19 protein-coding genes are annotated in these 24077 nt (G+C 65.0%); 6 read left to right on the top strand and 13 right to left on the bottom strand.

What is annotated here, in order from left to right:
• The first annotated feature begins 21 nt into the window (after positions 1 to 21).
• On the top strand, positions 22 to 801 hold the full coding sequence (locus tag QZ951_RS16185) for a DUF3613 domain-containing protein (protein ID WP_293002435.1): 780 nt from the start codon (positions 22 to 24) through the stop codon (positions 799 to 801).
• A gap of 110 nt (positions 802 to 911) precedes the next feature.
• Here the strand turns inward: QZ951_RS16185 and QZ951_RS16180 are convergent, their stop codons facing one another.
• From QZ951_RS16180 to lptD, 9 genes are all read right to left on the bottom strand, one after another.
• Entirely contained in the window at positions 912 to 2213 is a 1302-nt protein-coding gene (locus tag QZ951_RS16180; protein WP_293002433.1) for an ISL3 family transposase, read from the bottom strand.
• Positions 2206 to 5433 (bottom strand): DEAD/DEAH box helicase family protein, encoded by a 3228-nt coding sequence (locus QZ951_RS16175; protein WP_293002431.1) that lies wholly within the window; start codon positions 5431 to 5433, stop codon positions 2206 to 2208. The genes QZ951_RS16180 and QZ951_RS16175 overlap by 8 nt, the downstream gene beginning before the upstream one ends.
• Entirely contained in the window at positions 5430 to 6761 is a 1332-nt protein-coding gene (locus QZ951_RS16170; RefSeq protein ID WP_293002429.1) for a restriction endonuclease subunit S, read from the bottom strand. The genes QZ951_RS16175 and QZ951_RS16170 overlap by 4 nt, the downstream gene beginning before the upstream one ends.
• Positions 6762 to 6768: 7 nt before the next feature.
• Positions 6769 to 8484, bottom strand: a complete 1716-nt coding sequence (locus tag QZ951_RS16165) for a DUF262 domain-containing HNH endonuclease family protein (RefSeq protein ID WP_293002427.1) — start codon at positions 8482 to 8484, stop codon at positions 6769 to 6771.
• Between the two features lie 14 nt (positions 8485 to 8498).
• A complete protein-coding gene (locus QZ951_RS16160) occupies positions 8499 to 10520 on the bottom strand; it encodes an N-6 DNA methylase (RefSeq protein WP_293002425.1) in 2022 nt (673 codons plus the stop codon).
• A gap of 210 nt (positions 10521 to 10730) precedes the next feature.
• Positions 10731 to 11519: a 16S rRNA (adenine(1518)-N(6)/adenine(1519)-N(6))-dimethyltransferase RsmA gene (gene rsmA, locus QZ951_RS16155; protein WP_293002423.1), complete on the bottom strand. Its 789-nt coding sequence runs from the start codon at positions 11517 to 11519 to the stop codon at positions 10731 to 10733.
• A complete protein-coding gene (gene pdxA / locus QZ951_RS16150; RefSeq protein WP_293002421.1) occupies positions 11516 to 12508 on the bottom strand; it encodes a 4-hydroxythreonine-4-phosphate dehydrogenase PdxA in 993 nt (330 codons plus the stop codon). The genes rsmA and pdxA overlap by 4 nt, the downstream gene beginning before the upstream one ends.
• Positions 12509 to 12517: 9 nt before the next feature.
• Entirely contained in the window at positions 12518 to 13846 is a 1329-nt protein-coding gene (locus QZ951_RS16145) for a peptidylprolyl isomerase (protein ID WP_293002419.1), read from the bottom strand.
• A 108-nt stretch (positions 13847 to 13954) separates the two neighbouring features.
• Positions 13955 to 16183, bottom strand: coding sequence for an LPS assembly protein LptD (gene lptD / locus QZ951_RS16140; RefSeq protein WP_293002417.1), 2229 nt, complete (start codon positions 16181 to 16183; stop codon positions 13955 to 13957).
• 172 nt (positions 16184 to 16355) lie between these two features.
• Between lptD and QZ951_RS16135 the strand changes: the two genes are divergently transcribed.
• The 4 genes from QZ951_RS16135 (at position 16356) to QZ951_RS16120 (ending at position 19344) form a co-directional block, all read left to right on the top strand.
• A complete protein-coding gene (locus QZ951_RS16135) occupies positions 16356 to 17345 on the top strand; it encodes a phosphotransferase (RefSeq protein ID WP_366943961.1) in 990 nt (329 codons plus the stop codon).
• 349 nt (positions 17346 to 17694) lie between these two features.
• Complete coding sequence (gene murU / locus QZ951_RS16130) at positions 17695 to 18411, top strand: N-acetylmuramate alpha-1-phosphate uridylyltransferase MurU (protein WP_293002413.1); 717 nt, start codon at positions 17695 to 17697, stop codon at positions 18409 to 18411.
• On the top strand, positions 18408 to 18830 hold the full coding sequence (locus QZ951_RS16125; RefSeq protein WP_293002411.1) for an OsmC family protein: 423 nt from the start codon (positions 18408 to 18410) through the stop codon (positions 18828 to 18830). The genes murU and QZ951_RS16125 overlap by 4 nt, the downstream gene beginning before the upstream one ends.
• Positions 18831 to 18834: 4 nt before the next feature.
• Positions 18835 to 19344 (top strand): hypothetical protein, encoded by a 510-nt coding sequence (locus QZ951_RS16120; RefSeq protein ID WP_293002409.1) that lies wholly within the window; start codon positions 18835 to 18837, stop codon positions 19342 to 19344.
• Between the two features lie 18 nt (positions 19345 to 19362).
• Here the strand turns inward: QZ951_RS16120 and QZ951_RS16115 are convergent, their stop codons facing one another.
• A complete protein-coding gene (locus QZ951_RS16115) occupies positions 19363 to 20253 on the bottom strand; it encodes a LysR family transcriptional regulator (protein WP_293002407.1) in 891 nt (296 codons plus the stop codon).
• 138 nt (positions 20254 to 20391) lie between these two features.
• Between QZ951_RS16115 and QZ951_RS16110 the strand changes: the two genes are divergently transcribed.
• Positions 20392 to 20814, top strand: a complete 423-nt coding sequence (locus tag QZ951_RS16110) for a hypothetical protein (RefSeq protein WP_293002405.1) — start codon at positions 20392 to 20394, stop codon at positions 20812 to 20814.
• Between the two features lie 7 nt (positions 20815 to 20821).
• Here the strand turns inward: QZ951_RS16110 and QZ951_RS16105 are convergent, their stop codons facing one another.
• From QZ951_RS16105 to QZ951_RS16095, 3 genes are all read right to left on the bottom strand, one after another.
• A complete protein-coding gene (locus QZ951_RS16105; RefSeq protein ID WP_366943960.1) occupies positions 20822 to 22690 on the bottom strand; it encodes a radical SAM protein in 1869 nt (622 codons plus the stop codon).
• 120 nt (positions 22691 to 22810) lie between these two features.
• Entirely contained in the window at positions 22811 to 23257 is a 447-nt protein-coding gene (locus QZ951_RS16100; RefSeq protein ID WP_293002401.1) for a protein tyrosine phosphatase family protein, read from the bottom strand.
• A gap of 108 nt (positions 23258 to 23365) precedes the next feature.
• The gene (locus QZ951_RS16095; RefSeq protein ID WP_293002399.1) at positions 23366 to 24058 is read right to left on the bottom strand and encodes an outer membrane beta-barrel protein; all 693 of its coding nucleotides are present in this window, start codon (positions 24056 to 24058) and stop codon (positions 23366 to 23368) included.
• Between the last annotated feature and the right edge of the window lie 19 nt (positions 24059 to 24077).

The following is a 24077-nucleotide window of genomic DNA, read 5'->3' as shown; positions in this document are numbered from 1 at the left end:
TGTCGACACTGGAGAAGGACGATGCGCGCAATGATCAATCCCGCCCCTGCGGCGCTGGGCTTGTCACTGACCCTGGCCGTTGGCCTGGCATTTACGGCTGGCGCCGTGCAGGCCCAGAGTGAACCCGAGAAGGTCGCGATCCCGGCCGGTTCGGCGTCTGGAGAGCCGGCCGCCAAGCCGAACCGGATTCCGGCGCCGGTCGTCTACCTGCCCGGCCCGAATGCGACTTCGGAAGTTCCTGCCGAAGTGCCGGCCGAGGCACCGACGCCGGTGGCAGCGGCCGAACCGGTCTCCGAGCCGGCGCCTGCCGCGCCCGCCGCCGCGCCGGTCGAGTCGGTCGCGATCCCGGCCGAGATCGAAGCGCCCCGCGCTGCGCCAGCCGCTTCTGAACCGGCCCTGACGCCGGCCCCGGTCGAAACCGCCGCGGCGCCCGCGATTGTCGAAAGCCCGGCGCCAGCCGCACTGCCGGAGCCAGCGCCGGAGCCCACCCCGGCTCCCGCGTACGAGCCGGCGCCGAGTGCCAGCGTGGCAACTGCACTGTCGTCGCCAACCGAAACCGCCGTGACCCCGCCGCCGTCGTACGCGCCTGTTCCGGTCGCCGCGGCACCGGCGACGGGTTTCGGTGCGAGCACGCGCGCGTGGACGTCGCTGCAGACCAGCGGTGCTGCCGCGTCCAGCGAGCCGCGTCCGTTGCCGGGCGAAGCTGCCAAGAACACCTATGAGCGCTATCTGAAGAGCTTCGCGCATCCGATTCCGGAGAAGTTCGAGCGCGAAAGCTTCACCTCCGACGGCGGCCGGTAGGGCGAACCCGACGGCGGCCTCGATTCCGGGCCGTCACACGAAGCCGCTTCGGGCTGCCGGAGCGGCTTTTTTTGGCTATTTGCAAAAGGTGGTTGAAAGAGGGTTGCTCATCAACCCAAGTCCCCCGCATCGGACAGCTCGATCAAGGTTGGAATATGCGGGCCGTACTCGATCTGGGATTGAGGGGCAGTGGTTGGAACTGAAGTGATGCCCTCTCCCGGCCGCGGCATGCTTCCGACCTTCCGAGCATGCTTGGCGTACAGGGTCTTGGCTCGGATGATTTCGTAGCTGTACCCGCGACCCATGCGGTTGGCGACCTTGACCAAGCCGTTCAGCCCTTCGGTGTAGGCGTTGGTGAGTCGGGTCGGCGCATCCCAATACGCGAAGATGTCCTCGTAGTTGTTGTGGACGGTGCGGGCCAGCGCATGGAACTTGGGGAATCGTTCCTGCGGCAAGGTGTTCTCCCAAGCCTCGAATGCACGCATCGCAGAGACCTTATCGGGCTCGTCATAGATGCCGTAGAACGCCTCCTTGAAGTCGTAGGCTTCTGCCAGCAGGGGGATGCCCGTCCGGACGAGCTTCAGGGCTTCCTGCTCTTGCGGCGATAGCGAACTAGGGCGTTTCAGCGTCAGCCAACGGATTGACTTCTTCACCTTCAGCCGCTCATTACGATCCAGCGTCGCCTGGTGTTTCTTGCGCTCCTCTTCCAGAGCGTCCGAGGCCATCCGCACAACGTGGAACTTGTCGATTACCAGCCGCGCATTGGGAAGGTAGGGGCCGTATGACTCCTTAAAGGGTCGCCACATGTCGGTGCAAACCCACTCGACCTTCTCCCGATCGGGCAGATCTCGGAAGAACGGCTTCATATGCGCCTTCGTCCGCTCCTCCAGCATGTTGAACACGCTGTTGGTGGCAAGGTTGGTGATGATGCAGCGGTAACCGCCAGCCAAGTTCAGCTCGTCGATTCCCATGATTACCGGCGTCTCGTAGCGAACAGTCTTCTCAAGCTCCTCGATCAGATCCTGGGCGATGTTCTTGATGGTATTGACGGCGAGACCCGTCTGCTCGGCAAGGCCGCGGAAGGTAGTTCCGAGGCAGCGTTCGCGGATCGCGTCGACCAACCGGCGGGTAGCTCGACGTCGTTCGTCCAGGAAGGGGAGATCCAGCGTCAGCGTCTTGCGACAGGCATCGCAACGATAACGAGGTCGGTCGATCTCCAGCCGCACCGGCTGCATCTGTTGCGGCGTATCGGCAAACGCGATCTTCCGGTGGCCGTGCCGGTACAGTGGCTTGCCGCATTCTGGGCACGCCGGCAGAGAAGTCTCGAGGACTTCGGCGACGATGGTGATGACCCCCTGCGAACTCTGAAGGTCCACCGGTCGGACACCCGGCAGGTTCAGGAGATCAAGCATTCAGGTCATCCAAATCGATCATCCGCCTGTCGCGGATCAGCTCGTAGATGAGATCGGTGAGCGCCGACATCGCCTGTCGATCGGCCTTCAGCACCTGCGTCGCCAGCTTCTGGTGTGAAGTTAGAGCCCGAACCACGCCTTGCTGAACCGCGCCGGGCAGATTGCCCTTGAGGGCCTGCTCTCGGTTGTTGTTCTCGACCTGGGCCATCACCACGTCGCTTTCCTTCGCTATGGCGGCGATGTGATTGACGAAGGTGGCCTGGTCGCGCAACGGTGTCGCATCGCCAAACAACCGGTTCAGGCGGTCGATGATTTCCTTCAGGTAGTTCGGCTCATCTGCCTTGCCGCTGCCACCAGGGCCAACAGGCTTGAGCGTGGGCTTTTCCTGATCGTTGCCCGTGGGCTCCGTGCGCGCCTTGATGTCAAAACCCGACAGCACCAGCCCCTTGAGATCAACGCGATCTGCCGGCACGCCCTCGAGCCGCTTGCTAAGCAGCTTTGCGAACGCGGCGAAGTTTTCCAATCCCGGATCGCTGAAGTCGATCAGCTGGGCAATGTAGGCATACGTGCGGCAGAAGCGAGCCAACCCGCTCTTGAAGGCCATCAGAGCCGCAATCTGGTCAGCAGTCTCCTTGCGCTGGTGATCCGCCGACTTCATGCCGGCCGCATCCTGGTTGGCACGGGCCTTCTCGTATGCAGATTCCCAGGTGGCGACGGCATCTCGCATCATCTTGAGCTTCTGGTTGTAGAGCCGCGTCGGCCGCTCCGTGGCCGCGTACAGCGCCTTGTGCTGCGGTTCCTGGGCCTGGGTGATGTCGCGCAAGGTCTTGAAGCGAGCCTGCTTGAACGCTTCCAGATCGTCTGGCTCGTAGAGGCCGTGGGCATCAAGCAGCTTCTGGATGTCGTAGACCACATCCAGATCCTGGGCCTCCTCGATCAGTGCACCGTCGTCGTACATCGAGAACGCCCGTCGGACATTCTCCGGTGCGTTGATGAAGTCGATGACAAAGGTCTCATCCTTGCCAGGCGCGGTGCGGTTCAGGCGTGAAAGCGTCTGCACGATCTCCACGTCGTTGGCGATCTTCTTGTCGAGATACATCGCCACCAGCTTGGGCTGGTCGAAGCCGGTCTGGAACTTGTCGGCGACCAGCATCACCCGGTACTCGGGGCGCTCGAAGGCGATCCGCAGGTCCTGCCCGGAAATGTCCGGATTCAGGTTCACTTCAGTGAACTCGTCCGCCTCGTCCACCACGAACACGTCGCCGGCTAGGCGTTCGTCGTCGTTGTGCACCACCTGTTTGCCCGTGAGCTTGCCGGAGAAGGCGACCAGCGATCGGATACCGGCATGCTCGGGATGCTTGGCGATGTAGGAGTCAAAGCCCTTCTTGTAGCGCACGGCGGCAGCGCGTGAGCTGGTCACGACCATCGCCTTGGCCTTCCCATCGAGCAGGGCGGCGACGTTCTTGCTGAAGTGCTCGATGATGAACTGGACCTTCTGCGTGACATTGGTCGGGTGCAGGCTCATCCACTGCGCCAGCGCCTGTTTGGCTGCCTTGCCACCGACACGCTTCTTGTCCTCCAACTGCTTGGCCAGGTTGAAGGCTGTCTGGTAAGGGGTGTAACCCTTGAGCACATCGAGGATGAACTCCTCCTCGATCGCCTGCCGCATTGGGTACCTGTGGAACGAAGCCGGCAGGTTGGTCTTGCTCGCCTTGCCACCGTCTTTCGTACGCCCGAACAACATCAGCGTCGAGTGCTTGGGCGTGGCGGTAAACGCGAAGTGGCTCAGGTTCTTCGGCCGGACGCGAGACTTCTGGAGCTGTTCCAGAAGTTCTTCAACGCTCATGTTCGCCATATCGCCCTTGCTTCCGAGAGACAGCGCGGCTTGCAGCTTGGTGGCGTTGGTACCGGTCTGGGAGGCGTGGGCCTCGTCGATGATGATCGCGAAGTTCTTGTCCTTGAGGCCCGCATCCGTGACGATGGCTTCCATCGCGTAGGGGAAGGTCTGGATCGTCACCACGATGATCGGCGTACCGGCAATCAGTGCCTCCGCCAACTGCTTGCTCTTCGACTTCGAGGTCTTCTGCCGATCAATGGCCGCGATCACCCCGAACTGGTGGTCAATCTGCTTCACCGCATCCTGAAGCTGGCTATCCAGCACCGTGCGGTCGGTGACGATGATCACGCTGTTGAAGATCGCCTCCCCGTCATCGCGGCGCAGCCGGATCAGGTCATGCGCCGTCCAGGCGATGGTGCTGGTCTTGCCCGAGCCGGCGCTGTGCTCGCAGAGGTACTGCATGCCAGCTCCGTTGAGCTTGGCATCCGCGATCATCGCGTTGACAGCTGACCACTGGTGGTAGCGCGGGAAAATCAGGGTTTCCTTCTTGGACCAGTTGCCCTTGAGGTCTACCACGTCCTTCTTCTCGATGTAGACGAAGCTGTGGAAGATCCGCAGCCAGGCATCACGCTGGCAGACCTGCTGCCAGAAGTAGGCCACGGGATACTCTCCATCGGTGCGTGGCGGGTTGCCGGCGTGACCAGCGTTGCCCTGATTGAACGGTAGGAAGTAGGTGTTCTCGCCGTCCAGCTTCGTTGCCATCTGGATGTCGGAATCCGACATCGCGAAGTGCACCACCGCCCCGCGCTTGAACGTCAGCAGTGGCTCGCGGCGCTTGGTCTTGGGGTCCAGAGGCAGGCGGTCGGTCTTGTACTGGTCCACCGCGGCGGAAGCCGACTGCGTGAAGTCGGTCTTCACCTCCACCGTAGCGACCGGGATACCGTTGATGAAGAACGCCAGGTCAATCGCCAGCTCGCGCGCCGGGTGGTACTTGAGCTGCGGCACCACGCGCAGAATGTTGGCGGCGTAGCGCTTCAGTACCTCGGCGTTGCGCGTGTCCTCGGGCGCGGCTTCGGACAGGTCGATGTGGCCGCAGCCGGCGATGCTGAATCCCCGGCGCAGAGCCTGCACCGTGCCATCCTTATCCAGCGTCTTGGCCAGCCGGTCCATCAGCGCACCGCGCGGATCGGCCGGGTAGTCCTTGCACAGCTTGGCCCACTTGTCGGCCTGGGTGGCTTCTAGCCAGGCAACGAGGTCGTCTGGATACAGGGCACGTTCGGTGTCGTAGTGCGCCGTGTCGCCGATCAGCCAGCCCTGCTTCTGGAGCTGTTTGACGATATAAGCCTCGAAGTGCTTTTCCTGGTGCGCGGTGTCGCCGTTCATGCGGCCTCCCGTAGGTCGATCTGGCCGGTGACAGCGGCGGTAATGAGAGCGGAGCGGCGCTCTTTTAGGAGAGCGATACTGCATTCAACTTTCTGAACGAGCTTTGCGTACATAGTGATTACTCGATCCAATTCGGCAAGAATCAGATCTTGCTCGTCGACAGGTGGTAGGAGTGCAGGCAATTGACGCCAGACATCTGTCCTGAGAACCCGCGTTCCGTGCGCCGCTTCCGCCACGAGCACTGACACAACGTAGTCTTTTGCTGTTTCCAGTATCAGCCTCAGATAATTTGGCCTAATGCGCTTGTCCGGCTCCAGTGCCTTCATGTCCTGATTGATTGTGGCTGGGACCTTAAGTTCAGCCACCGGAAATGAATGCGCGAGGATCATGCCTCGCACCACCGCCAAAATCGTTCCGGGCTCAAATAGCTTCATCCCGCAGTCCGACACAGCCGCGTCCGAAATCTTGTCAATGGCATCGACAATCTCGGATTGCTTCATGTCTTTGGGTGACACCCACGGGACGTTACCGTCCCAGTACGCTTGATTCTTGGTGTCGGGAGTTTTACCGCCGGCCTCTCGCGTCGTATACGCGAGCTTGGAAATTTCCCAATGCTCCGGCACCTCCCCAATCCACTCAACGCCGGAGTCCTTCATCTTCACGTTCGGATCGAGACCCTTGGTGACGGCGTGGGTAATGAGCGCCTGGCGCTTTTCCTTCAGCAGTTCGATGAAGCGGGTCTTCTTCGTGATCAGCGCATCGATGCGGGCGGTTTCACGATCCAGGACCGCGCTGATGGCGGTTTGTTCGGTGCGAGGAGGGACAACAGCTTTGAGCTTGACTAGCTCAGGCGCGTTGATCGCTGGATAGCTCAATCCCTCTGAGTGAGCCTCAATCGCTTGAATCACAAGGTCATTGAGCGCCAACCATTTCAGGAATGGAGACTCAACCTCGGATAGCCGGGGGCGTAGCACCGCAAATCCGGTCGAGTAGGTACAGTCCGCATGAGTTTCGGTGACAGCCGCGACAGCCTTGAGATAAGTCCGAACCGTGGAGATCACTACGTCGCCAGCTTTGGCTTTGCGCCTGGCCCGTGAAGGCGCGTCCGCAAAACGCATCTCCGCCACGTCAGTGATGCCGTCCGTGTGATTGACCGACGAAATGTCAACGTACCGCAGCACCTGATCGGGATGCACATTTTCAGGCAGGGAGTCGTCGTTGCATGACGCCAATCGGCAAATGGGCTTGATCTCCCAGTGATCCGGCACCCGCCCAACCCACTCGACGCCCGAATCCCTGTAGGCCGGGTACGGCTTGTAATGACTCATGCGCGCCTCAGCTCAGTTGCGCAATGCGCCACACAGCGGTGGCTTGCGTCGCCATCCAGTTCTGCACGGCGGCGATCCGGTCCGGCTTCCACTCCGCGTTCTCGTTGCCCAGCTTCTGTGTGATGGCGAAACCGCTCTGCTGATAGACGGCACGCTTTTGGTCGTATTCCGCCGTACCCAGATCCCGATTCGCGCCCGATTGAAGCAAGGTCATGTTGCCCAACCGGTAAACGAGCGCGTCGGCGTCATCGTTTCCGAACCCACCCCAGCCATCCGGCGCGTTCTGCGGCAGGATGTGCTCGATATTGAAGGCATCGCTGGCAAAGTCATGGGCCTGGCCAGACAAGTGCTTTTCGAGCGCGCACAGGATGAAGCGCACGACACGGTTATTGCGTGAATCCGTAGTCTTGATCGACTTCTCGGCGAAGGCGATTCGGAACGCGGCATCGTCGGGATAGACGGTACGCAACGCCTGCAGCACCGGGCCGAGCTTGTTCAGCTCTTTCTTGGCCACGCGCTCGGCAACTTCGTTGTACTTCCGCTCCTGCTCCGCCGTGCTCGACGAGCCAATGACATTGAAGCGCATCGAGATCACCACCGCGGCACGCAGGAGCCCAGTGAAGTCTGGAACGTCCAGCGTTCGCTTCGCCGCCAAGAGCAGTGGGAACGGTTGCCGCACCCGGAATGTTTTCAGGATGCCGGCCTGCTGCTTGTCCTCCTGTGGCCACTCGGACGCCTCGGGAGAGGACAATGCCAGGTAGGTATCGAGGTCTTCTTCCATGTCGCGCAGCAACTGGAACACTGTCTCGGATGAGGTGACCTGCGCCCGGATCGTCTTGAACAGGTCAGCCTGACGGGCAAAGCTGCGGCGACTGTTCCAGTGCACACGCAGGAAGTCCGGGAAGTTCTCCGACTGGAGCCGGCCGACGATGGCCTCCCATCGATCCTCGAGATTTCGTAGCTCGTGGTCGGTCTCACCACCACGGTCGAGCACGGAGAACAGGTAGTTCTTGAGCAGGTCGGTCGCTGAGAGGCGCACGCCTCGGGCGTTGAGCGTCTCGAAGACCTTGTACGCGTTCAGCTCATCTGTGACGGTGATCACCGTGAAGAACAAGCGGTCACTGACGTCTTCGATCAGCTTGGCCAAGCGCATGCCCTCGTCGCCTGTGCTGGCTTTCAGGTAAGACGCCACCTGCCTATCGAACCACTCGAAAGCCTTGCGCAGCTGGTGCTCGGAAGCACGAAAGCCACGCTGCGGAAGGTGCCCCATCGGCACGAGGTAGGTTTGGAAATAGTTGTTGTTGTTGCGGTTGAGCGTCAGTTTTGGCCGTGCGACCAGTGTGACTGGGTCCAGATAGCCGACATAGGTCTGGCGAATCTGGTCCACGCGCCGCTTGTTCTGGTCTGCATCGTTGCCGGCGTCGATCAACCGCTGGATGTTCTTGAGCACGGCTAGAACGATGATGCTGATGGTTGTGAGCCGTTGCTGGCCATCGATGACGTCAAAGGTTTTGTCATCGGCAGACTGCAAAACGAGATAACCCATGTAGTGAGCGCTCTCACCGTCCGCCTTGAGCGTTCCCAAGAGGTCCGTCCATAGGTCTTCCCATTCTTCGTTGGTCCAGCTGTAGTCGCGCTGGAATCGAGGAATGCGGTACGTCAGACCATTTCCGATCAGCTTCCTGAATGTATTGTTCTCGGTCTTAAAGTTCGTGGCGGCCATGAATGCTCCGTTTCTTACTCAGTCACTTCGCCCAGCAGAGCAGCGATCTCGGCTTCAACCTGCTTCAGCTCGGCATCGATGTCCGCGAGCTTGCGAGGCGGCACGTATTTGTAGAAGTAGCGGTTGAAGTTGATCTCGTAACCGACACGGCCAATTTCCTTGTCCTGCTCGTCGCGGAAGCTCGCGTCGAGCCAAGCATCGGGGACATGCGGCAGCACCTCGCGGGCGAGGTAATCGCGCACGTCTTCCGTCAGCGGTACGTTCTCGTAGTCGGTCAGATCGCTGTCGGCGACAAGGTTGCCATCCGTATCGTTGACCGGCTCGCCGTCTGGGTCGCGAACGCCGAGCGCATTAACCAGCGCCTTGAGGAAAGGCTTGCCGACTTTGCCCAACGTGGCATCCCCGCGCGTCGCCTCTGTGACGAAGGCTTCGGCCCAGTCCACCGGCTGGACTTCGCCGATGTGTGCGGCCAGCGCCATCTTCCAGCCCGACTGCTGTTCGGGTGTGAGCTTGGCCCAGGCCTTGTCCTCGCGCAGCCGGGCCAAGCTCTCGCGGTCGACGTGCAGGCGCATCCGAAGCGGACGCAGCACCCGGATACGCCGATAGCCGAAGCTGCGGTAATTCAGCATTCGGCTGAGTTCGTTGGTTTCGGCTGCCGCGTAGAGGTCCGCGATCTGGCGCTGCTGCTCATCCCCGATCTTGCGGCGCTTGTTGCCCTCGTTCTTGATCGAGGTCCACAGGCCGGTAGCGTTGATGAGCTGCACCTTGTGGCGGCGGTGCTTTGGCTTCTTGTTCGACAGCAGCCACAGGTAAGTACCGATGCCGGTGCGGAAGAAGATTTCCGTTGGCAGGGCGACGATGGCCTCCACCAGATCGTTTTCCAGCAGCCAGCGCCGGATTTCAGACTCGCCCGAGCCGGCGCCACCGTTGAAGAGGGGCGAACCGGACAGCACGATTGCAGCTCGACCGCCGCCCTTCGCGGGCAGCTCCAGCTTGCTGGCGAGGTGCATCAGGAAAAGCATCGAGCCGTCATTGATTCGCGGCAAGCCGGGGCCGAAGCGTCCGTCGAACTTCTTCTCCTCGTGCTCGTCCTCGACCGCTTTCTGGTCTTTCTCCCACTTCTTGCCAAAGGGCGGATTGGCCAGGCAGTAGTGGAACCTCTCGCCGGCAAATGCATCCCGGGAGAGCGTGCTGAACGGGCCGGCGATGTTCTTGGAGAGGTCGCGGCTGCGATCTGTTTCAATCGTGCGTAAAAGCATGCCGGCGAGGCAGACCGCGTGGGTTTCCGGTTCCAGTTCTTGCCCGTAGGGCACCAGCACCGGCGGCACCTTGAATCGGTTGCCGTAGTCGGCGACATGGCTCATCGCGTCGGAGAGGAACCCGCCGGTACCGCAGGTAGGGTCGTACAGTGTGCGGATGAGGCCGGGGTTCGCCTCGAACAAAGCATCGTCCGGGTCGAGAAGCAGCGTGGTGGCGAGATGTACCACGTCACGGGGCGTCATGAAGTCTTCGGCCCCTTCGTTCACTTCGGCGCCAAAGCGACGGATCAAGTGTTCGTAGAGGTTGCTCATCACTCGGTCCGGCACGGCGTCCGGGTGCAGGTCCACGCCCGCGAAGTTCTTGCAGATCTTGTAGAGCAAGCCTGCCTTGTCGAGACGGATGACGGTATTGGTGAAGTCGAACTGCTCGAAGATGACACGAGCGTTGTCCGAGAACTTCGCCACGTAGTCTTGGAGGTTCTGGCGAGTCTTCGTACTTCCCAGCGTTTCCAGCGTGTAGCCGGAGGTGTTGTAGAACGGGTAGCCCGCCATCTGACGGAGAATCAGGTCCAGGTCGATGCCACTGTCCCGATGCGCCTCGTGAGCGGCCTCGACCTCTTTACGGGTTTTCTCCAGCACGCATTCAAGCCGGCGCAGCAGCGTGAACGGCAGGATGACCTTGCCGAAGTCCGTGTGCTTGAAATCCCCCCACAGGTCCTCGGCGTTCTTCCAGATGAAGTCCGCTAACGAAGCGCCCGAGCCATTCCCTTCTGCCATTTCAATCTCCAACCGCTTTTTGCACAAAAGAGCTTAGCAGTTGGAATGAGGCTGTCAACCACCTCTTGCACGGAACGGAGCATTGACCCTAGGCTACCCAGGAAGAGCAGTTCAACCATTTTTTGCACTTAGCCCTTTTTTTGTGAGCTGTGGATCGACCGGAGCGCGTGCCGACAAGACGGCTGATGCGGCGCGATTGCCGGATTCGGCTCAGGTGGCCGCGCCGCGCGCGGCGCTCCAGGCTTCGGACAGCCGGGCAAAGGCTTGCGGTGCGAGTTGTTCGGCCCGGATGCCGGGATCAATGTCGACCGCGGCGATCTGTGCCGTCGTCAGCAGGCCCTTGAGCCCGTTCGACAAGGTCTTGCGCCGCTGGCCGAAGGCGGCGGTGACGATGCGGTCATAGGCCGCAAGGTCGGTCAGCGGGAACGGCGCGGGTCGTGGCGTCAGCCGGACCACGGCGGAGTCGACCTTCGGCGGCGGATTGAAGGCACCCGGGCCGACGTCGAACAGGCTGACGCAGTCGGCACGCGCGGCGAGGGTGACGGTCAGCCGGCCGTAATCGTCGCTGCCGGGCTCGGCGCACATGCGGTCGACCACTTCCTTCTGCAGCATGAAGTGCATGTCGCGCACCGAGCCGACATAGCGCAGCAGATGGAACAGCAGCGGCGTGGAGATGTTGTACGGCAGGTTGCCGACCAGACGCAGCGGGCGATCGGCGATGAACTGCGCGAAGTCGACATTCAGCGCGTCTTCGAGATGGATCTCGAGCTTCGGCGAATCGCCGCAGGCCGCGCGCAGCGGCGCGATCACGTCGCGGTCGATCTCGATCACGCGCAGCCGGTCCAGCTTCGCGATCAGCAGCCGGGTCAGTGCACCGCGACCGGGGCCGATCTCGATCAAGGCATCGGCCGGCTGCGGGTTGACCGTGCGAACGATTCGGTCGAGCACGTACGGATCGTGCAGGAAATGCTGGCCGAAGCGCTTCTTGGCGCCGCTCATGCGCGCGCGCTCCGACGGGCCACGAGCTGCAGGGCTGCGCCGATCGCAGCACTCAGGCTGCCGGCATCGGCGCGGCCGGTGCCGGCGAGGTCGAGCGCTGTGCCATGGTCGACGGAGGTGCGGATGATCGGCAGGCCGAGCGTGATGTTGACCGCTTCGCCGAAGCCGGCGTGCTTGAGCACAGGCAACCCCTGATCGTGATACATCGCCAGCACGGCGTCGGCGCCAGCCAGCTGGCGCGGCGTGAACAGCGTGTCGGCCGGCAGTGGGCCAACCAGATCCAGACCTTCGGCGCGCAGCACATCCAGCGTCGGAATGATCGTGTCGATCTCCTCCCGCCCCAGATGTCCGCCTTCGCCGGCATGCGGATTCAGCCCGCAGACGAGGATGCGTGGCCGGGCGATGCCGAACTTGGCGACGAGATCCGCGTGCAGCACACGCAGCACGGCGGTGAGGCCGGCACGGGTGATCGCATCGGGCACGGCGCGCAGCGGAAGGTGCGTGGTTGCCAGCGCCACGCGCAGGTGCTCGGTCGCCAGCAGCATCACCGGCAGTGGCGTGCCGCACAGCTCGGCGAGGAATTCGGTGTGGCCGCTGAACGGCACGCCGGCATCGTTGATCACGCCCTTGTGCACCGGGGCGGTGACCATTGCATCGGCCTCGCCTGCGAGGCAGGCGCGGGCGGCGACTCGCAAGGTGTGCAGCACGTAGCCGGCGTTGGCGGGGTCGAGGAAGCCCGGATTGACGGGCGCGGCGAGCTCCACCGGGTGGATCTGCAAGGTCCCGGCACGATGTGCCGCCGGGCTGGCCGGAATCAGCTGCAGGGGCAGGCCAAGCCGTTCCGCGCGCGCCCGCAGCAGGTCCGGATCGGCGATCACCGCAAGCTGCGCGGCAATCGGCTGCTGCGCGATCCGGATCGCGAGATCGGGGCCAATGCCGGCCGGTTCGCCGGGTGTCAGCAGCAGCCGCGGCAGCGGAACCTCCGGCATCACGCCGGCCTAGCCGGCCGGCTTCGCGGCTGCCGCGTCGTCCAGCGCCGTGGGCGTCATGCGGTACTCGACGTAGGCATCTTCGCGCAGGCGGCGCACCCAGGTTTCGTACTCTTCCGCTTCCTTGCGCTGCGAAATCGCCTGCCGGGCGCGGCCGCGACGGGCTTCGGCCGTGGCGTCACGGTCGCGACGCTCGTTGACCTTGGCGATGTGCCAGCCGAACTGGGTGCGGAACGGCGCGCTGATTTCGTTCGGCTTCAGCTCGTCCAGAGCCTTCTGGAATTCCGGCGCGAACACGCCCGGCGGCTGCCAGCCGAGGTCGCCGCCGCCGTTCTTAGAACCCGGATCGTCGGAGAACTTCTTCGCCAGCGCCGCAAAGTCTTCGCCCTTCTCGATGCGCTCGCGCAGTTCGCGGATCTGGGCGCGGGTGGCGTCCTCGTCGCGGATCGCGTTCGGCATCAGCAGGATGTGCTGGGCCTTGGTTTCGCTGACGGTCGTGCGTTCGCCGCCTTCACGCTTGTCGGTCAGCTTGATGATGTTGTAGCCGCTGCCGGATTCGATGATGTCGGCGACGTCGCCCACCTTGAGCTTCGGGGCCACGGCCGCGAAAGCGGTCGGCAGGTTGTCGTTCTTGCGCCAGTCGAGATCGCCGCCCTGCAGCGCCTGCTGGCCATCGGAGTTGGCAATTGCGAGCTGGCTGAAATCCTCGCCCTTGCGGGCCTGTTCGAGCAGGCGACGGGCCTTGGTTCGCGCCGCCTCGCGGATTTCGCTGGAGGCGCCGTCCGGCACCGACACCAGGATGTGGGCGAGACGATATTCGGTCTCATCCTCGGCGGTGGCATTGGTCAGCGCGAGGTCGACGTCCTGCTCGGTGACCAGCACGCGCGACCCGACTTCCTTCTGACGCACGCGCTGGCTCAGCACTTCGTCGCGAATCTGTTCGCGGATCGAGGCGTAGTCGAGGCCGTCCTTCTTGATCACATCGATGAACTGCTGCAGCGACAGCTTGTTCTGCGCGGCGACGGCGGTCAGCACTTCATTCAGCTCGCGGTCATCGATGCGGATGCCGGCTTCGGCGGCCCGCTGGGTCTGCAGGCGCGTCAGGATCAGGCGTTCCAGCACCTGCGTCTGCAGCACCGATTCCGGCGGCCGGGCGATGTTGCGCTCGCGCAGCTGGCCTTCGGCGATCTTGATCGAGCGGTCCATCTCGCTCTGCAGCACCACGCCGTCATTGACCACGGCGATGATGCGATCCAGCGGCTCGGCCGCGGTGACCGAGGCGGCGATCAGGGAACCGGCGAGCAGGGCAGCGAGCGACTGAAGGGACTTGGGCAGCATGTTCGGCACGAAAGCATCCGGTGAAACGCGGGGGAGCGAAAGATTATCACGCACGGCAACGGCCCTTTCCGGGCCGATTCCGCAGCTTGATCGAGCGTGGCGCCGGGCTCAGCGCCCGTTGTAGCTGCGCTTGTCGCCCACGGCATCATCATCGGCCGGCAACAGCCGTTCGAAGCCGTTGCCGATGCGGGTCAGGCCTTTCAGCTCGAGCTGGAGATAGAAGCCGTTGTTGAAGCGCTCGATGCCGCCGACCAGATAGCGCCGGTACGTGGCGCTCACGGCCCAGCAGCAGGTCTGGTATTCGACCCCGGCAAACGATTCGAGTGCCGTCGATTCGCGAAGGCTGTAGCGCAGGCGCGCCGCCAGTCGCCAGGCATCGGTGATCGGCGACGAGAAGCTGGCATCGGCCTGTTCCAGCAGGCCGCGCCGGTAGCGGTAGGCCAGATCGAAGCGCCGGCCGCTGGTGACGGCCTGCGGCTCGCGGTAGTGCAGGGCGACCGCGCTGCGGATGACCTGGTCGAGGTTCGATGACACCTGCGCGGTCGCCGTCGCCGACCAGCGCGTGTTGAGCTGGTACTCGAGGTTCGCGAGGTAGTCCGAACCGCCTTCGCTCGGGCTCGAAAAGCCCGGCAGATCGACTCGCGGACCCCGGAAGTTGTAGATGTGGCCGACGGTAGCGCTGAGCCGCGAAATGCCGGAATCGGACTCGATCAGTCGCGAGGTCAGCGCGGTGGTGATGCGGTTGGCGTCGGACACGCGGTCGAAGCCGGAATAGCGGTTGCGGGCGAACAGCTGCGGGAAGTCGAAATCCGGCTGGCCGGTATCGAACAGCGGCAGGTCCTGCTGATCGCGGAACGGCACGTACAGATAGAACAAGCGCGGTTCCAGTGTCTGCAGGTTGCCGCTGCCGGTCAGGCGCTCGAAGCGCAGGCCACCTTCGGCGCTGAACAGCGGCAAGGTGCGGCGCGGCGCATCGGGCAGGCCGGCGCCGACATTGCGCAGGTTGTAGGCGGTGTACGACAGCTCGGTCTGGGCATTGGCGTACCAGGCGAGCTGGTCCTTCTCCCAGCGCAGGTACGGCTGCGCGATGATCCGCTGGCCTTCCACCGAGCCGGCGCGCGCGAAGTTGGTGAACTCGCCGACAAAGCCGGCCCGGGTGTCGAGCACGCTGTTCTTGGTCAGCGCGTCGACCCGGATCTGCGGCAGCCGCTTGTACAGGTTCAGATCGGCGCCGAGCGTGCTGGTCAGCGTCTGGCTGCTGGTCAGCGTCTGGTAGTCCTGCACCAGCGCTTCGACGCGGAACACCGTCGGTGCCTGATAGGTCAGCTTCGCCCCGCGTTCGAGATACGGCGTGGACGTGAGGTCGACGCCGCCGCCGAAGGTGCCGAAGTAGTTGCGATCACTGACATAGCCGTACTTCGCTTCCAGCCCCACGTTCGGCGCCAGCACGCCGACGTGCTGGTAGTCGAGATAGGCGCGGCTGTCGCCGTTCAGACGGTCGTCGCTCGGCAGGAATTCGCCGAACAGGCTGCCTTCGTTGCCCTTCAGCAGGTAGCGCGCTTGCCCGCCGATCTGCTCGCCGCGCTCCGACAGATAGCGCGGGATCAGCGTCACGTCGTAGTTCGGGCCGAGGTTCAGGTAGACCGGCCAGCGGATGTCGAAGCCGTTGGTCTCGTTGTTGCCGACGATCGGAAACAGGAAACCGGAATGGCGCAGGCCGTCGATCGGGAACTGGAACCACGGCAGATAGAACAGCGGCACGTGCTGGAACTTCAGCAGCGCATTGGTCGCCGTGCCGCGGCCGCTGTCCTCGTCGAGCGAGATGCTCGATGCCGAGATCGTCCAGGCCTCGTTGCCCGGCGCGCAGGTGGTGAAGCGGACGTCGTCGAGCCGCGCCTTGCCGCCTTCCTCGATGCTGATGCGCTTCGCTTCGCCGCGACCGCCGATGGTGCGAAGGGTGAAGTCGTTGTCGAGAAACACGCCGCTGCCGATGTCGAGGTCGTAGTCGGTCTTGGCGCTGCGGATGGCGTAGCGCGAATCGCGGAACAGCGTCTGCGAATCGGTGCGCACGCGGCGCTCGACTTCGCTGTAGTTGACCTCTTCGGCGGCGAATTCGCGGCCATCCTGACTGATCCGGACCGAGCCGGTCAGGGTCGACAGGCCGCCTTCGCTCAAATCGGCATCGTCGGCCGTCAGCACCAGCTTCGGGTCCGACGGGATCGGCGGCAGCTCGTTGGTGAAATCGAGCTGCGGGCAGGATGCCGGCTCCGCCCGAGCCAGGCCGCTGAACGCAATCGACAGCACCGCGCTCAGGCGCAGCAGTTTGGAGGTGGACAATCGCAAGGAGACGGGCACCGTGGTCAGTGCTCGAAGTATGGGTATCGCTCACAGCCGGTGCAAATGCCGCGGGCCGCTCTTACGCTATGCGCCTGCCTCGAGAGTCCCGCCCTTGCCCGTGACCGGTTCCGAACCTGCTGCCTCCGCTTCGACTGCACTTGACGCCCGCGCCATCACGGCTCGCGACTGGGCGTTCGTCCAGCTGGGCCTGCACGATGCCGGCTTCGCGCCGGCCTCCGCCGATGCCAGCTTCCGGCGTTACTTCCGGGTGCGGGACGGCGCGCGCAGCTGGATCGTGATGGACGCGCCGCCGGCGCTCGAAGACTGCCGGCCGTTCCTCGCCGTTGGCGATCTGCTGCGCCGCGCCGGCGTCCACGTGCCGGCCGTGCACGCGGAAGACCTGACGCAGGGCTTCCTGCTGCTGTCCGATCTCGGGCACCAGACCTATCTCGACGTCATCACCGCCGACAACGCCGATGCCCTGTTCGCGCCGGCGATCACCGCGCTGATCCGCTGGCAGCAGGCCTCGCAGCCCGGCGTGCTGCCGGCCTACGACCACGCGCTGCTGACGCGCGAGCTGGCGCTGTTCCCGGACTGGTATCTCGCGCGTCACCTGAACCTGAGCCTCGCCGGTGACGACCTCGCCGCCTGGCAGGGCGTCTGCGCCACCTTGATCGACGCGGCGTTGGCGCAGGCCAAGGTCTACGTCCATCGCGACTACATGCCGCGCAACCTGATGATCGCTGCGTCGGGACCGAATCCCGGCGTGCTCGACTATCAGGACGCCGTATTCGGCCCGATCGCCTACGACCCGATCTGCCTGTTCAAGGACGCCTTCCTGAGCTGGCCGGAAGTCCGTGTCGATGGCTGGCTGCGCCAGTACCACACGGAAGGCCTCGCTGCCGGGCTGCCGCTGCCGACGGATTACGCCGCGTTCCGTCGCGATGCCGACTGGATCGGCCTGCAGCGCCATCTGAAGGTGCTCGGCATCTTCGCCCGCATCAACTACCGCGACGGCAAGCCGAAGTACCTCGCCGACACGCCGCGCTTCGTCCGCTACGTGATGGACGTGGCCACCCGCTACCCGGAGCTCGCGCCGCTCGCCGCCCTGTTCGAACGCCACGTGCTGCCGGTGGTGGCGATGGCGCCGGTGGTCGCTTGAGCGATCAACGCCATCGGATCAGCGCGCGATGAAAGCGATGATCCTCGCGGCCGGACGGCAAGTCTGCGGCGGCGTGAGCGCAGCGAGCGTGGGGGCGAGCCTTGCCGTCATGCGACCGGCGCAGGAAACCCTTCGATGAAAGCGATGATCCTCGCGGCCGGACGGCAAGGCTGCGGCGGCGCGAGCGCAGCGAGCGTTGGGGCGAGCCTTGCCGTCATGCGACCGGCGCAGGAAACCCTTCGATGAAAGCGATGATCCTCGCGGCCGGACGGCAAGGCTGCGGCGGCGTGAGCGCAGCGAGCGTGGGGGCGAGCCTTGCCGTCATGCGACCGGCGCAGGGAACCCTTCGATGAAAGCGATGATCCTCGCGGCCGGTCGCGGCGAACGGATGCGGCCGCTGACCGATCGCATCCCCAAGCCGCTGATCCCGGTCGCCGGCAAGCCATTGATCGAGCATCACATTCTGGCGCTGAAGGCGGCTGGCGTGACCGATCTGGTGATCAATCTCGGCTGGCTCGGCGACGTGCTGCGCGATCATCTGGGCGATGGCGCAGGGTTTGGCGTGTCAATCGCGTACTCCGACGAAGGCTGGCCAGCGCTGGAAACCGGTGGCGGCATTCACCGGGCGCTGCCGCTGCTCGGCACCGCACCGTTCCTGCTGGTCAACGGCGATGTCTGGAGCGATGTCCCGCTCGCGGCACTGGTGGCCCGTGCCGCCGCGCTGCCGCTGAACGATCTCGCGCATCTGGTGCTCGTGCCGAATCCGCCGCACAACGTGCGCGGCGATTTCGGCCTGATCGAAGGTCCGGGGGGCGACCCGGCCAACGGCCGGCTGCTGACCGCCTGCGCCGAAAGTTTCACCTTCAGCGGCCTGTCGGTCCTGCGGCCCGAGCTGTTTGCCGAGGCCACCGCCGGCGCGTTTCCGCTGGCGCCGCTGCTGCGCGACGCCGCGATCCGCGGCCGCGTCGGCGCTGAGCTGCATCGTGGTACTTGGATCGACGTCGGCACGCCGGAACGGCTGGCCGCACTCGAACACTGGCTGTCATCCCCGGAGAAGCCCGCATGAGCAGTCCCGAAATCAAGGTGCAGAAGGCCGCAGAAGGCAACCTGCTGCAGGTCATCACCGCTGGCGTCAATCAGTTCCTCGCCGACGTGCCCGCCGTGCAGGGGGGCGACGACGCCGGCCCGGACCCGCATGATCTGCTCGATGCCGCGCTCGGCGCCTGCACCGCGCTGACCGTGACCATGGTCGCGCGGCGCAAGCAGATTCCGCTCGATGATCTGAAGGTGACGATCCGCCACGTCGAGGCCGATGGTGTCTATCGCCTGAGCCGCACGCTGGAATTCGTCGGCGCGCTGACCGACGAACAGAAGTCCTACCTCACCGGCATCGCCAACAAGTGCCCGATCCACAAGGCGCTGAACGGCCGTTTCGAGATCGAGACCGCGGTCGTCGGCGATCCCGCGGCGCCGGCGGCCGCCTGATCCCATGGCCGACGGCGCCCGCGAACCCGTGACCGGCACGGCACCGGATGCGCTGGGCCTGCTTGCCGCGCGCCGCCTGCACGCGCAGCTTGCGGCACCGGCTGCGCTGCCGGTCGGCGATTACCGCGCGGTGCTGCTCGGGCCGGCATGGTTCCGGGCGCTGGCGAGGTTCGGCCTGACGCTCGGCGGCCTGCCGCGCTGGCATGGCAAGCGCTTTCGGGCGGATGGCAGCGGCGTCAACCTGCTGCAGTCGGCGGCGGGCGGCGCACCGCGCGAAAAGCTGCCGATGCAGTTGTCGATCGCGCCGTCACCGGCCGATGGACGCCCTGTCGCCCGCGTCGGCTACGACCGCGCCGCGCGCTTCCCGTGGCCGGCGGTGGTCGACGAGCTGCGTCGACTGCCCACGGATGGCGAAGCGGCGGAAGTCTGGCTCGGCATGGCGCGAACCGACTGGCGGCTGACGCGCGGCAGCGGCCTGCTGCGGCTGCCGTTCGTGCTGATCCGCGAACGCTGAGTCACGCGCGCCGAGCCCTCAGGCCGGCATGCCGATCATCAGCCCCGGGTCGAGCGCGGCCAGCCGCGTGCCGAAGAACTGCAGGAACGCCCGCACCCGGGCGCTCTTGCGCAGGTCCGGGTGGGTCAGCACCCACAGGTGGAAATCAGTCGGGGTCAGCGTCTCCGGCAGCCGTTCGAGCGCGGGATCGTCCTCGCAGGCGAAGCAAGGCAGTGCCGCGCAGCCCAGGCCGGACGACGCCGCCAGCCGGATCGGCGCGAAGTTGTCGTAGCGCAGCCGCACCCGGGCCTCGGGCACGCGCTCGGCCACCCATTTCGCCTGCTGCACGCGCAGCATCGGGCCGTCGAACCCCAGCCAGTCGTAGTCGGCCAGCGGTCGGCCGCGCCCGGCCTTGTCGAGATAGCGCTTGCTGGCGTAGGCCGCGAAGTGGATCGGCCCGCAGCGCCGGCCGACCAGATGATCCGGTGGCTTCGCGGTGCCGCGGATGACGACATCGGCCTCGCGCTTCGACAGATCGACGATCTGGATGGTCGAGGCGATGTCCAGCGTCAGGCCCGGGTAGGTGTCGCGAAATTCGGCCAGCCAGCGCGGCAGCAGATGCAGCGAGACGGCATCGCTGGTGCTGACGCGCAGGTGGCCTTCGAGTCGCACGTCCGTGCCCTTGATCCGGTTCTCGACCGCCAGCGCCTCGCGTTCCATGCGCTCGGCCGCTTCGGCCAGTGCTTCGCCGCTCGGCGTCAGGCGATAGCCGGCCCGCAGGCGCTCGAACAGCCGCGTTTCCATCGCCGCTTCGAGGGCCTCGAGCCGGCGGTAGACGCTTGACGGGTTGACGTCCAGCGCGCGCGCCGCGCCATTCAGGCCGCCGGCGCGGGCGATGGCGAGCACATAGCGGAGATCGTCCCAGTCCATGCCCGGCAGTGTCGCGCAGATTTGCAAAAACGCAAAATCAGGATGCAGTTGTTTGGGCTTCTCGTGCGTTGTGGCAAAGAGCATCGTGTGCGCCATGAAACGCCGCACCGCTGCGGCGTCGCCACCGGAGTCCGCGCCATGTCCACCCCCCGTTCCGTTACCGAAACCCGCAGCAACATCCTCGGCATCACCGGCCTGCCGCGCGCCATGCTCGCGGACCTGTTCCGCAGCCGCGGCCTGTTCGGTCGCGATTCACAGCTGGCGTCCGCCGAGCAGGCAGTGGTCCAGAGCCGGATTCCGGCGATCCCCGGTGTTCCGACATTGCCGGTGCCGGTGCTGCAGACGCCACGTCTGAAGGCGCTGGCCGAGTTCACCGATGCGCTCGTCGCCGGCCGCGATGCCGCCACGGCCCGCGAACGTCTGCTGCGCGAAGGGCTGTCGTCAGCCGCGATGTCGGAAGCGGCGATCACCGTCGACAACGTGCGCGTCGTGTTCGGCGAGTTCCGCATCGCCGCGCCGGCGATCACGCCCATCGCGGTCGAACTGCCGCGCGCGGCCTGAGCCGGCGCTAGCGCGCCGCGAGTGCCGATTCGATGAAGCGTTTCGGCACGCGCGGCTTCGGCACCGGCGTGAGAAACCAGCGCCGCACGTCGGTATCGAGCCCGATGCCGTGCATATAGTTGTACAGCGCCTTGTTCAGGCTGACGCCGAGCGCGTCGTGGTCGACGCCGGTCGGATCGATGAAGTTGATGTCGTTCTTGGCGAAGCCGGCAAATGGCGGCGGGTCGAGCCGCACGCCGTATTCGTCCGGATTCAGGCCGACCGGCGAATGCACGGTGCAGGTGAAGCGGTGGAAGTAGCCGGACTGCAGACAGCCTTCCTCGAACAGCTGCCGCACGTATTCCAGCGCATCGACCGTGTCCTGCACGGTCTGCGTCGGGAAGCCGTACATGAGGTAGGCGTGGACGAGGATGCCGGCCTCGCTGAACGCCTGCGTGACGCGGGCGACCTGGGCGACCGACACGCCCTTCTTCATCAGCTCCAGCAGCCGGTCCGATGCCACTTCCAGCCCGCCTGAAATCGCGATGCAGCCGCTGTCGGCGAGCAGCTGGCACAACGCCGGGTTGAATGATTTCTCGAAGCGGATGTTGCCCCACCACGAGATCGACACGCCGCGCCGGATCAGTTCCTGCGCCAGCGCCTTCAGCACTTTCGGCGGCGCGGCCTCGTCAACGAAATGGAAGCCGGTCTGACCGGTTTCGGCAATGATCGCCTCGATCCGGTCGACCAGCGTCGTCGCGCTTGCGGCGTCGTAGCGCGAGATGTAGTCCAGCGATACATCGCAGAAGCTGCACTTCTTCCAGTAGCAGCCGTGCGCGACCGTCAGCTTGTTCCAGCGGCCGTCGCTCCACAGGCGGTGCATCGGGTTCAGCATGTCGAGCAGCGACAGATAACGGTCGATCGGCAGGCCGTCCCAGGTCGGCGTGCCGACCTCGTCGAACGGGATGTCCGCTTCCGGCGCGCCGTCGAACTTCACGACGCGGCCGTCGGCGTCACGCAGGAACGTGCGCTTCAGCGCGTCACGCGGGCGCTTGCCGGCCAGATGGTCGAGCAGCGCCAGCAGCGGCCGTTCGCCGGAATCCAGCGTGACGAAATCGAAGTGATCGAACACCCGCGGCTCGGCCAGCTCGCGCAGTTCGGTGTTGACATAGCCACCCCCCAGCACGGTGACGATGCGGGCATCGTGCCGCTTCACCGCTTGTGCGATGCGGAACGCGGCGTAGACCGCGCCGGGGAACGGCACCGAGATCAGCACGATGTCCGGCTGATGCTGGTGCACGGTCTCGAGCGTCAGCGCCTGCAGGCGTGCATCGACCAGGTTGTGCGGCGCGGCGAGTGCCGCCGCCAATGGCTCGAAGCTCGGCTGGCTGGCGGCGAGCTTCTCGGCATAGCGGACGAATTCGAAGCGCGGGTCGATGGCATCGCGCAGCACGTCGGCCAGATCGTTCAGATACAGCGTCGCCAGATGCCGGGCGCGATCGGCCAGGCCGAGCGCGCCGAAGGCCCAGGCCAGCGGATCGCCGCCGTCGTCGTCGACATAGACATCGAGGGTGGCAAAGCGCGGGCCTTCGGGCAGGAAGCGCCGGGTGACGATGCGCTGGGCGAGCGTGGAATCGCGGCCCTGCAGGAAGGCGATGACCGGAGCGATCGTCGCGTCATAGCGCGGGTACTGCTCGATGAACGAGGCGATCGGCGCGGTGATCACCGCTTCCGGCATTGCGTCGATCTGCTGCCGGATCGCGGCGAGGCCATCGCGGCTCAGCAGATCGAGGACGAGCTTCAGCGCTAGGTCGTCCTGCACTGCCTCGACGCCGTGCAGGCGCAGGAAGCCGGTCAGGTAGGCCGTCGACGGATACGGCGTGTTCAGCTGCGTCATCGGCGGAATCAGCGACAGCACCCGCGGCCTGCGGGTGGTCGCCGATGCGCCCGATGACGAGGCGGTGCTGCTCACGGCCGGCTTCCGCAACGGCGGAATTGGACGATCAGCGGTTCGGCGTCAGGCCGGACCCTGCGCCAGCAGCGCGGCGACCGCCGCTTCCATCGCCGCCAGACCGTGGGCACGGCCGATGGCAAGGGCATCTTCGGCCGAAGCGCCGTGGATCCATGCCGCACGCAGCGCGAACAGCGCGCCAACGCGGTTGTTGCTCGCGCAATGGACGATGGTGCCTTCGTCGCCGGTTTCGGCCAGCAGGGCATCGAAGGCCTTGACGTTGTCGAGGGTCAGCTCATGCGGGCCGGCAATCGGCAGATTGGCGTAGGCCATGCCGCAGGCACTGGCGGTGGCGGCTTCATCGAACTCGCCCTGCTCGGCGCGCGGCCGCAGGTTGATGACGCGTTTCACGCCTGCGGCAGCGAGGGCTTCGAACTGTTCGGGCGCGACGGCGCCGGAGGTCCACAGCGTGTCGGTCGGGTGGCGTTCGTTCAGCAGGTTCAGGGTGGTCATGGTCGCGCGGAGTCGGGAATGGGGACGGGCGCGAGAGTGTACGGCGGATGGCGGTCGCCGAACGACCCGGCATGCAGGTCACGGCAACCGCCATCCTCGCAGCAAGCCTCAGAAGCGCAGGCGCACGCCACCGCGCACGGCGGACAGATCGGTCGAGGTGCTGTCGTCGTCGAGCTGCGTGTAGCGGTACTCGCCGAACAGCGCCAGATTCCGCGTCAGGCTGTAGCTGGCGCCGATCAGCAGATCGACGCCATCGAGGCGCGAGCCGCTGCCATTGCCGTTGCTGTCCTGCGGCTCCAGGCTGATGTAGCCGACGCGGCCATAGGCCTGCAGGCGGCGCGAGGCATCGAACTGCGCCAGCACGCCGACGTCATAACCGTCGGCTTCCTGCTGGAAGCCGAAGCCCTGGAAATCGAGCTGCACCTGCTGATTGACGTAGTGACCGTAGCCGCCGAGCTTGAAGTACGGCGACACCGGCAGCAGCACGCCGCCGCCGAGGCGGTACTCGTCGACCTGATAACGCGCCTTGGATCCGGCAAAAGTCGTTTCGGTATCCGAATAGGTGTACTCGCCGCCGAGGAACAGGCCGCTGCCGAGGAAGACCTTGGCGCGCACGCCGACGTCGCTGCCGTCCGGATCGACCTTGTCGACGCCGTCATCGATGCTCAGGAAGCTGCCACCGGCGTAGCCGGAGATGTCGACGGTATCGTCGTGGCGCGGTGCGTGGCCGCCGCGGTGGCCGGGATCGGCGAAGGCAGCGGCCGGCGCGACGAGAACCAGGGCGGTCAGGAGTTTCTTCATGGGATGGCTCATGTGGGTG

The organism is Nevskia sp., assembly GCF_021732705.1.
Classification (GTDB): domain Bacteria; phylum Pseudomonadota; class Gammaproteobacteria; order Nevskiales; family Nevskiaceae; genus Nevskia.
The sequence above is the reverse complement of the archived record's forward strand: the minus strand, read 5'-3'. Positions and strand labels throughout refer to the sequence as shown.

Excerpts from the sequence above, each read along its gene's own strand:
- QZ951_RS16160 (WP_293002425.1), bottom strand. The coding sequence starts at position 10,520 with ATGGCAGAAGGGAATGGCTCGGGCGCTTCGTTAGCGGACTTCATCTGG.
- QZ951_RS16175 (WP_293002431.1), bottom strand. The coding sequence starts at position 5,433 with ATGAACGGCGACACCGCGCACCAGGAAAAGCACTTCGAGGCTTATATC.
- rsmA (WP_293002423.1), bottom strand. The coding sequence starts at position 11,519 with ATGAGCGGCGCCAAGAAGCGCTTCGGCCAGCATTTCCTGCACGATCCG.
- QZ951_RS16115 (WP_293002407.1), bottom strand. The coding sequence starts at position 20,253 with ATGGACTGGGACGATCTCCGCTATGTGCTCGCCATCGCCCGCGCCGGC.
- QZ951_RS16110 (WP_293002405.1), top strand. The coding sequence starts at position 20,392 with ATGTCCACCCCCCGTTCCGTTACCGAAACCCGCAGCAACATCCTCGGC.
- QZ951_RS16105 (WP_366943960.1), bottom strand. The coding sequence starts at position 22,690 with ATGACGCAGCTGAACACGCCGTATCCGTCGACGGCCTACCTGACCGGC.
- pdxA (WP_293002421.1), bottom strand. The coding sequence starts at position 12,508 with ATGCCGGAGGTTCCGCTGCCGCGGCTGCTGCTGACACCCGGCGAACCG.
- murU (WP_293002413.1), top strand. The coding sequence starts at position 17,695 with ATGAAAGCGATGATCCTCGCGGCCGGTCGCGGCGAACGGATGCGGCCG.
- QZ951_RS16165 (WP_293002427.1), bottom strand. The coding sequence starts at position 8,484 with ATGGCCGCCACGAACTTTAAGACCGAGAACAATACATTCAGGAAGCTG.
- QZ951_RS16100 (WP_293002401.1), bottom strand. The coding sequence starts at position 23,257 with ATGACCACCCTGAACCTGCTGAACGAACGCCACCCGACCGACACGCTG.
- QZ951_RS16095 (WP_293002399.1), bottom strand. The coding sequence starts at position 24,058 with ATGAAGAAACTCCTGACCGCCCTGGTTCTCGTCGCGCCGGCCGCTGCC.
- QZ951_RS16125 (WP_293002411.1), top strand. The coding sequence starts at position 18,408 with ATGAGCAGTCCCGAAATCAAGGTGCAGAAGGCCGCAGAAGGCAACCTG.
- QZ951_RS16170 (WP_293002429.1), bottom strand. The coding sequence starts at position 6,761 with ATGAGTCATTACAAGCCGTACCCGGCCTACAGGGATTCGGGCGTCGAG.
- QZ951_RS16120 (WP_293002409.1), top strand. The coding sequence starts at position 18,835 with ATGGCCGACGGCGCCCGCGAACCCGTGACCGGCACGGCACCGGATGCG.
- QZ951_RS16180 (WP_293002433.1), bottom strand. The coding sequence starts at position 2,213 with ATGCTTGATCTCCTGAACCTGCCGGGTGTCCGACCGGTGGACCTTCAG.
- QZ951_RS16145 (WP_293002419.1), bottom strand. The coding sequence starts at position 13,846 with ATGCTGCCCAAGTCCCTTCAGTCGCTCGCTGCCCTGCTCGCCGGTTCC.
- QZ951_RS16185 (WP_293002435.1), top strand. The coding sequence starts at position 22 with ATGCGCGCAATGATCAATCCCGCCCCTGCGGCGCTGGGCTTGTCACTG.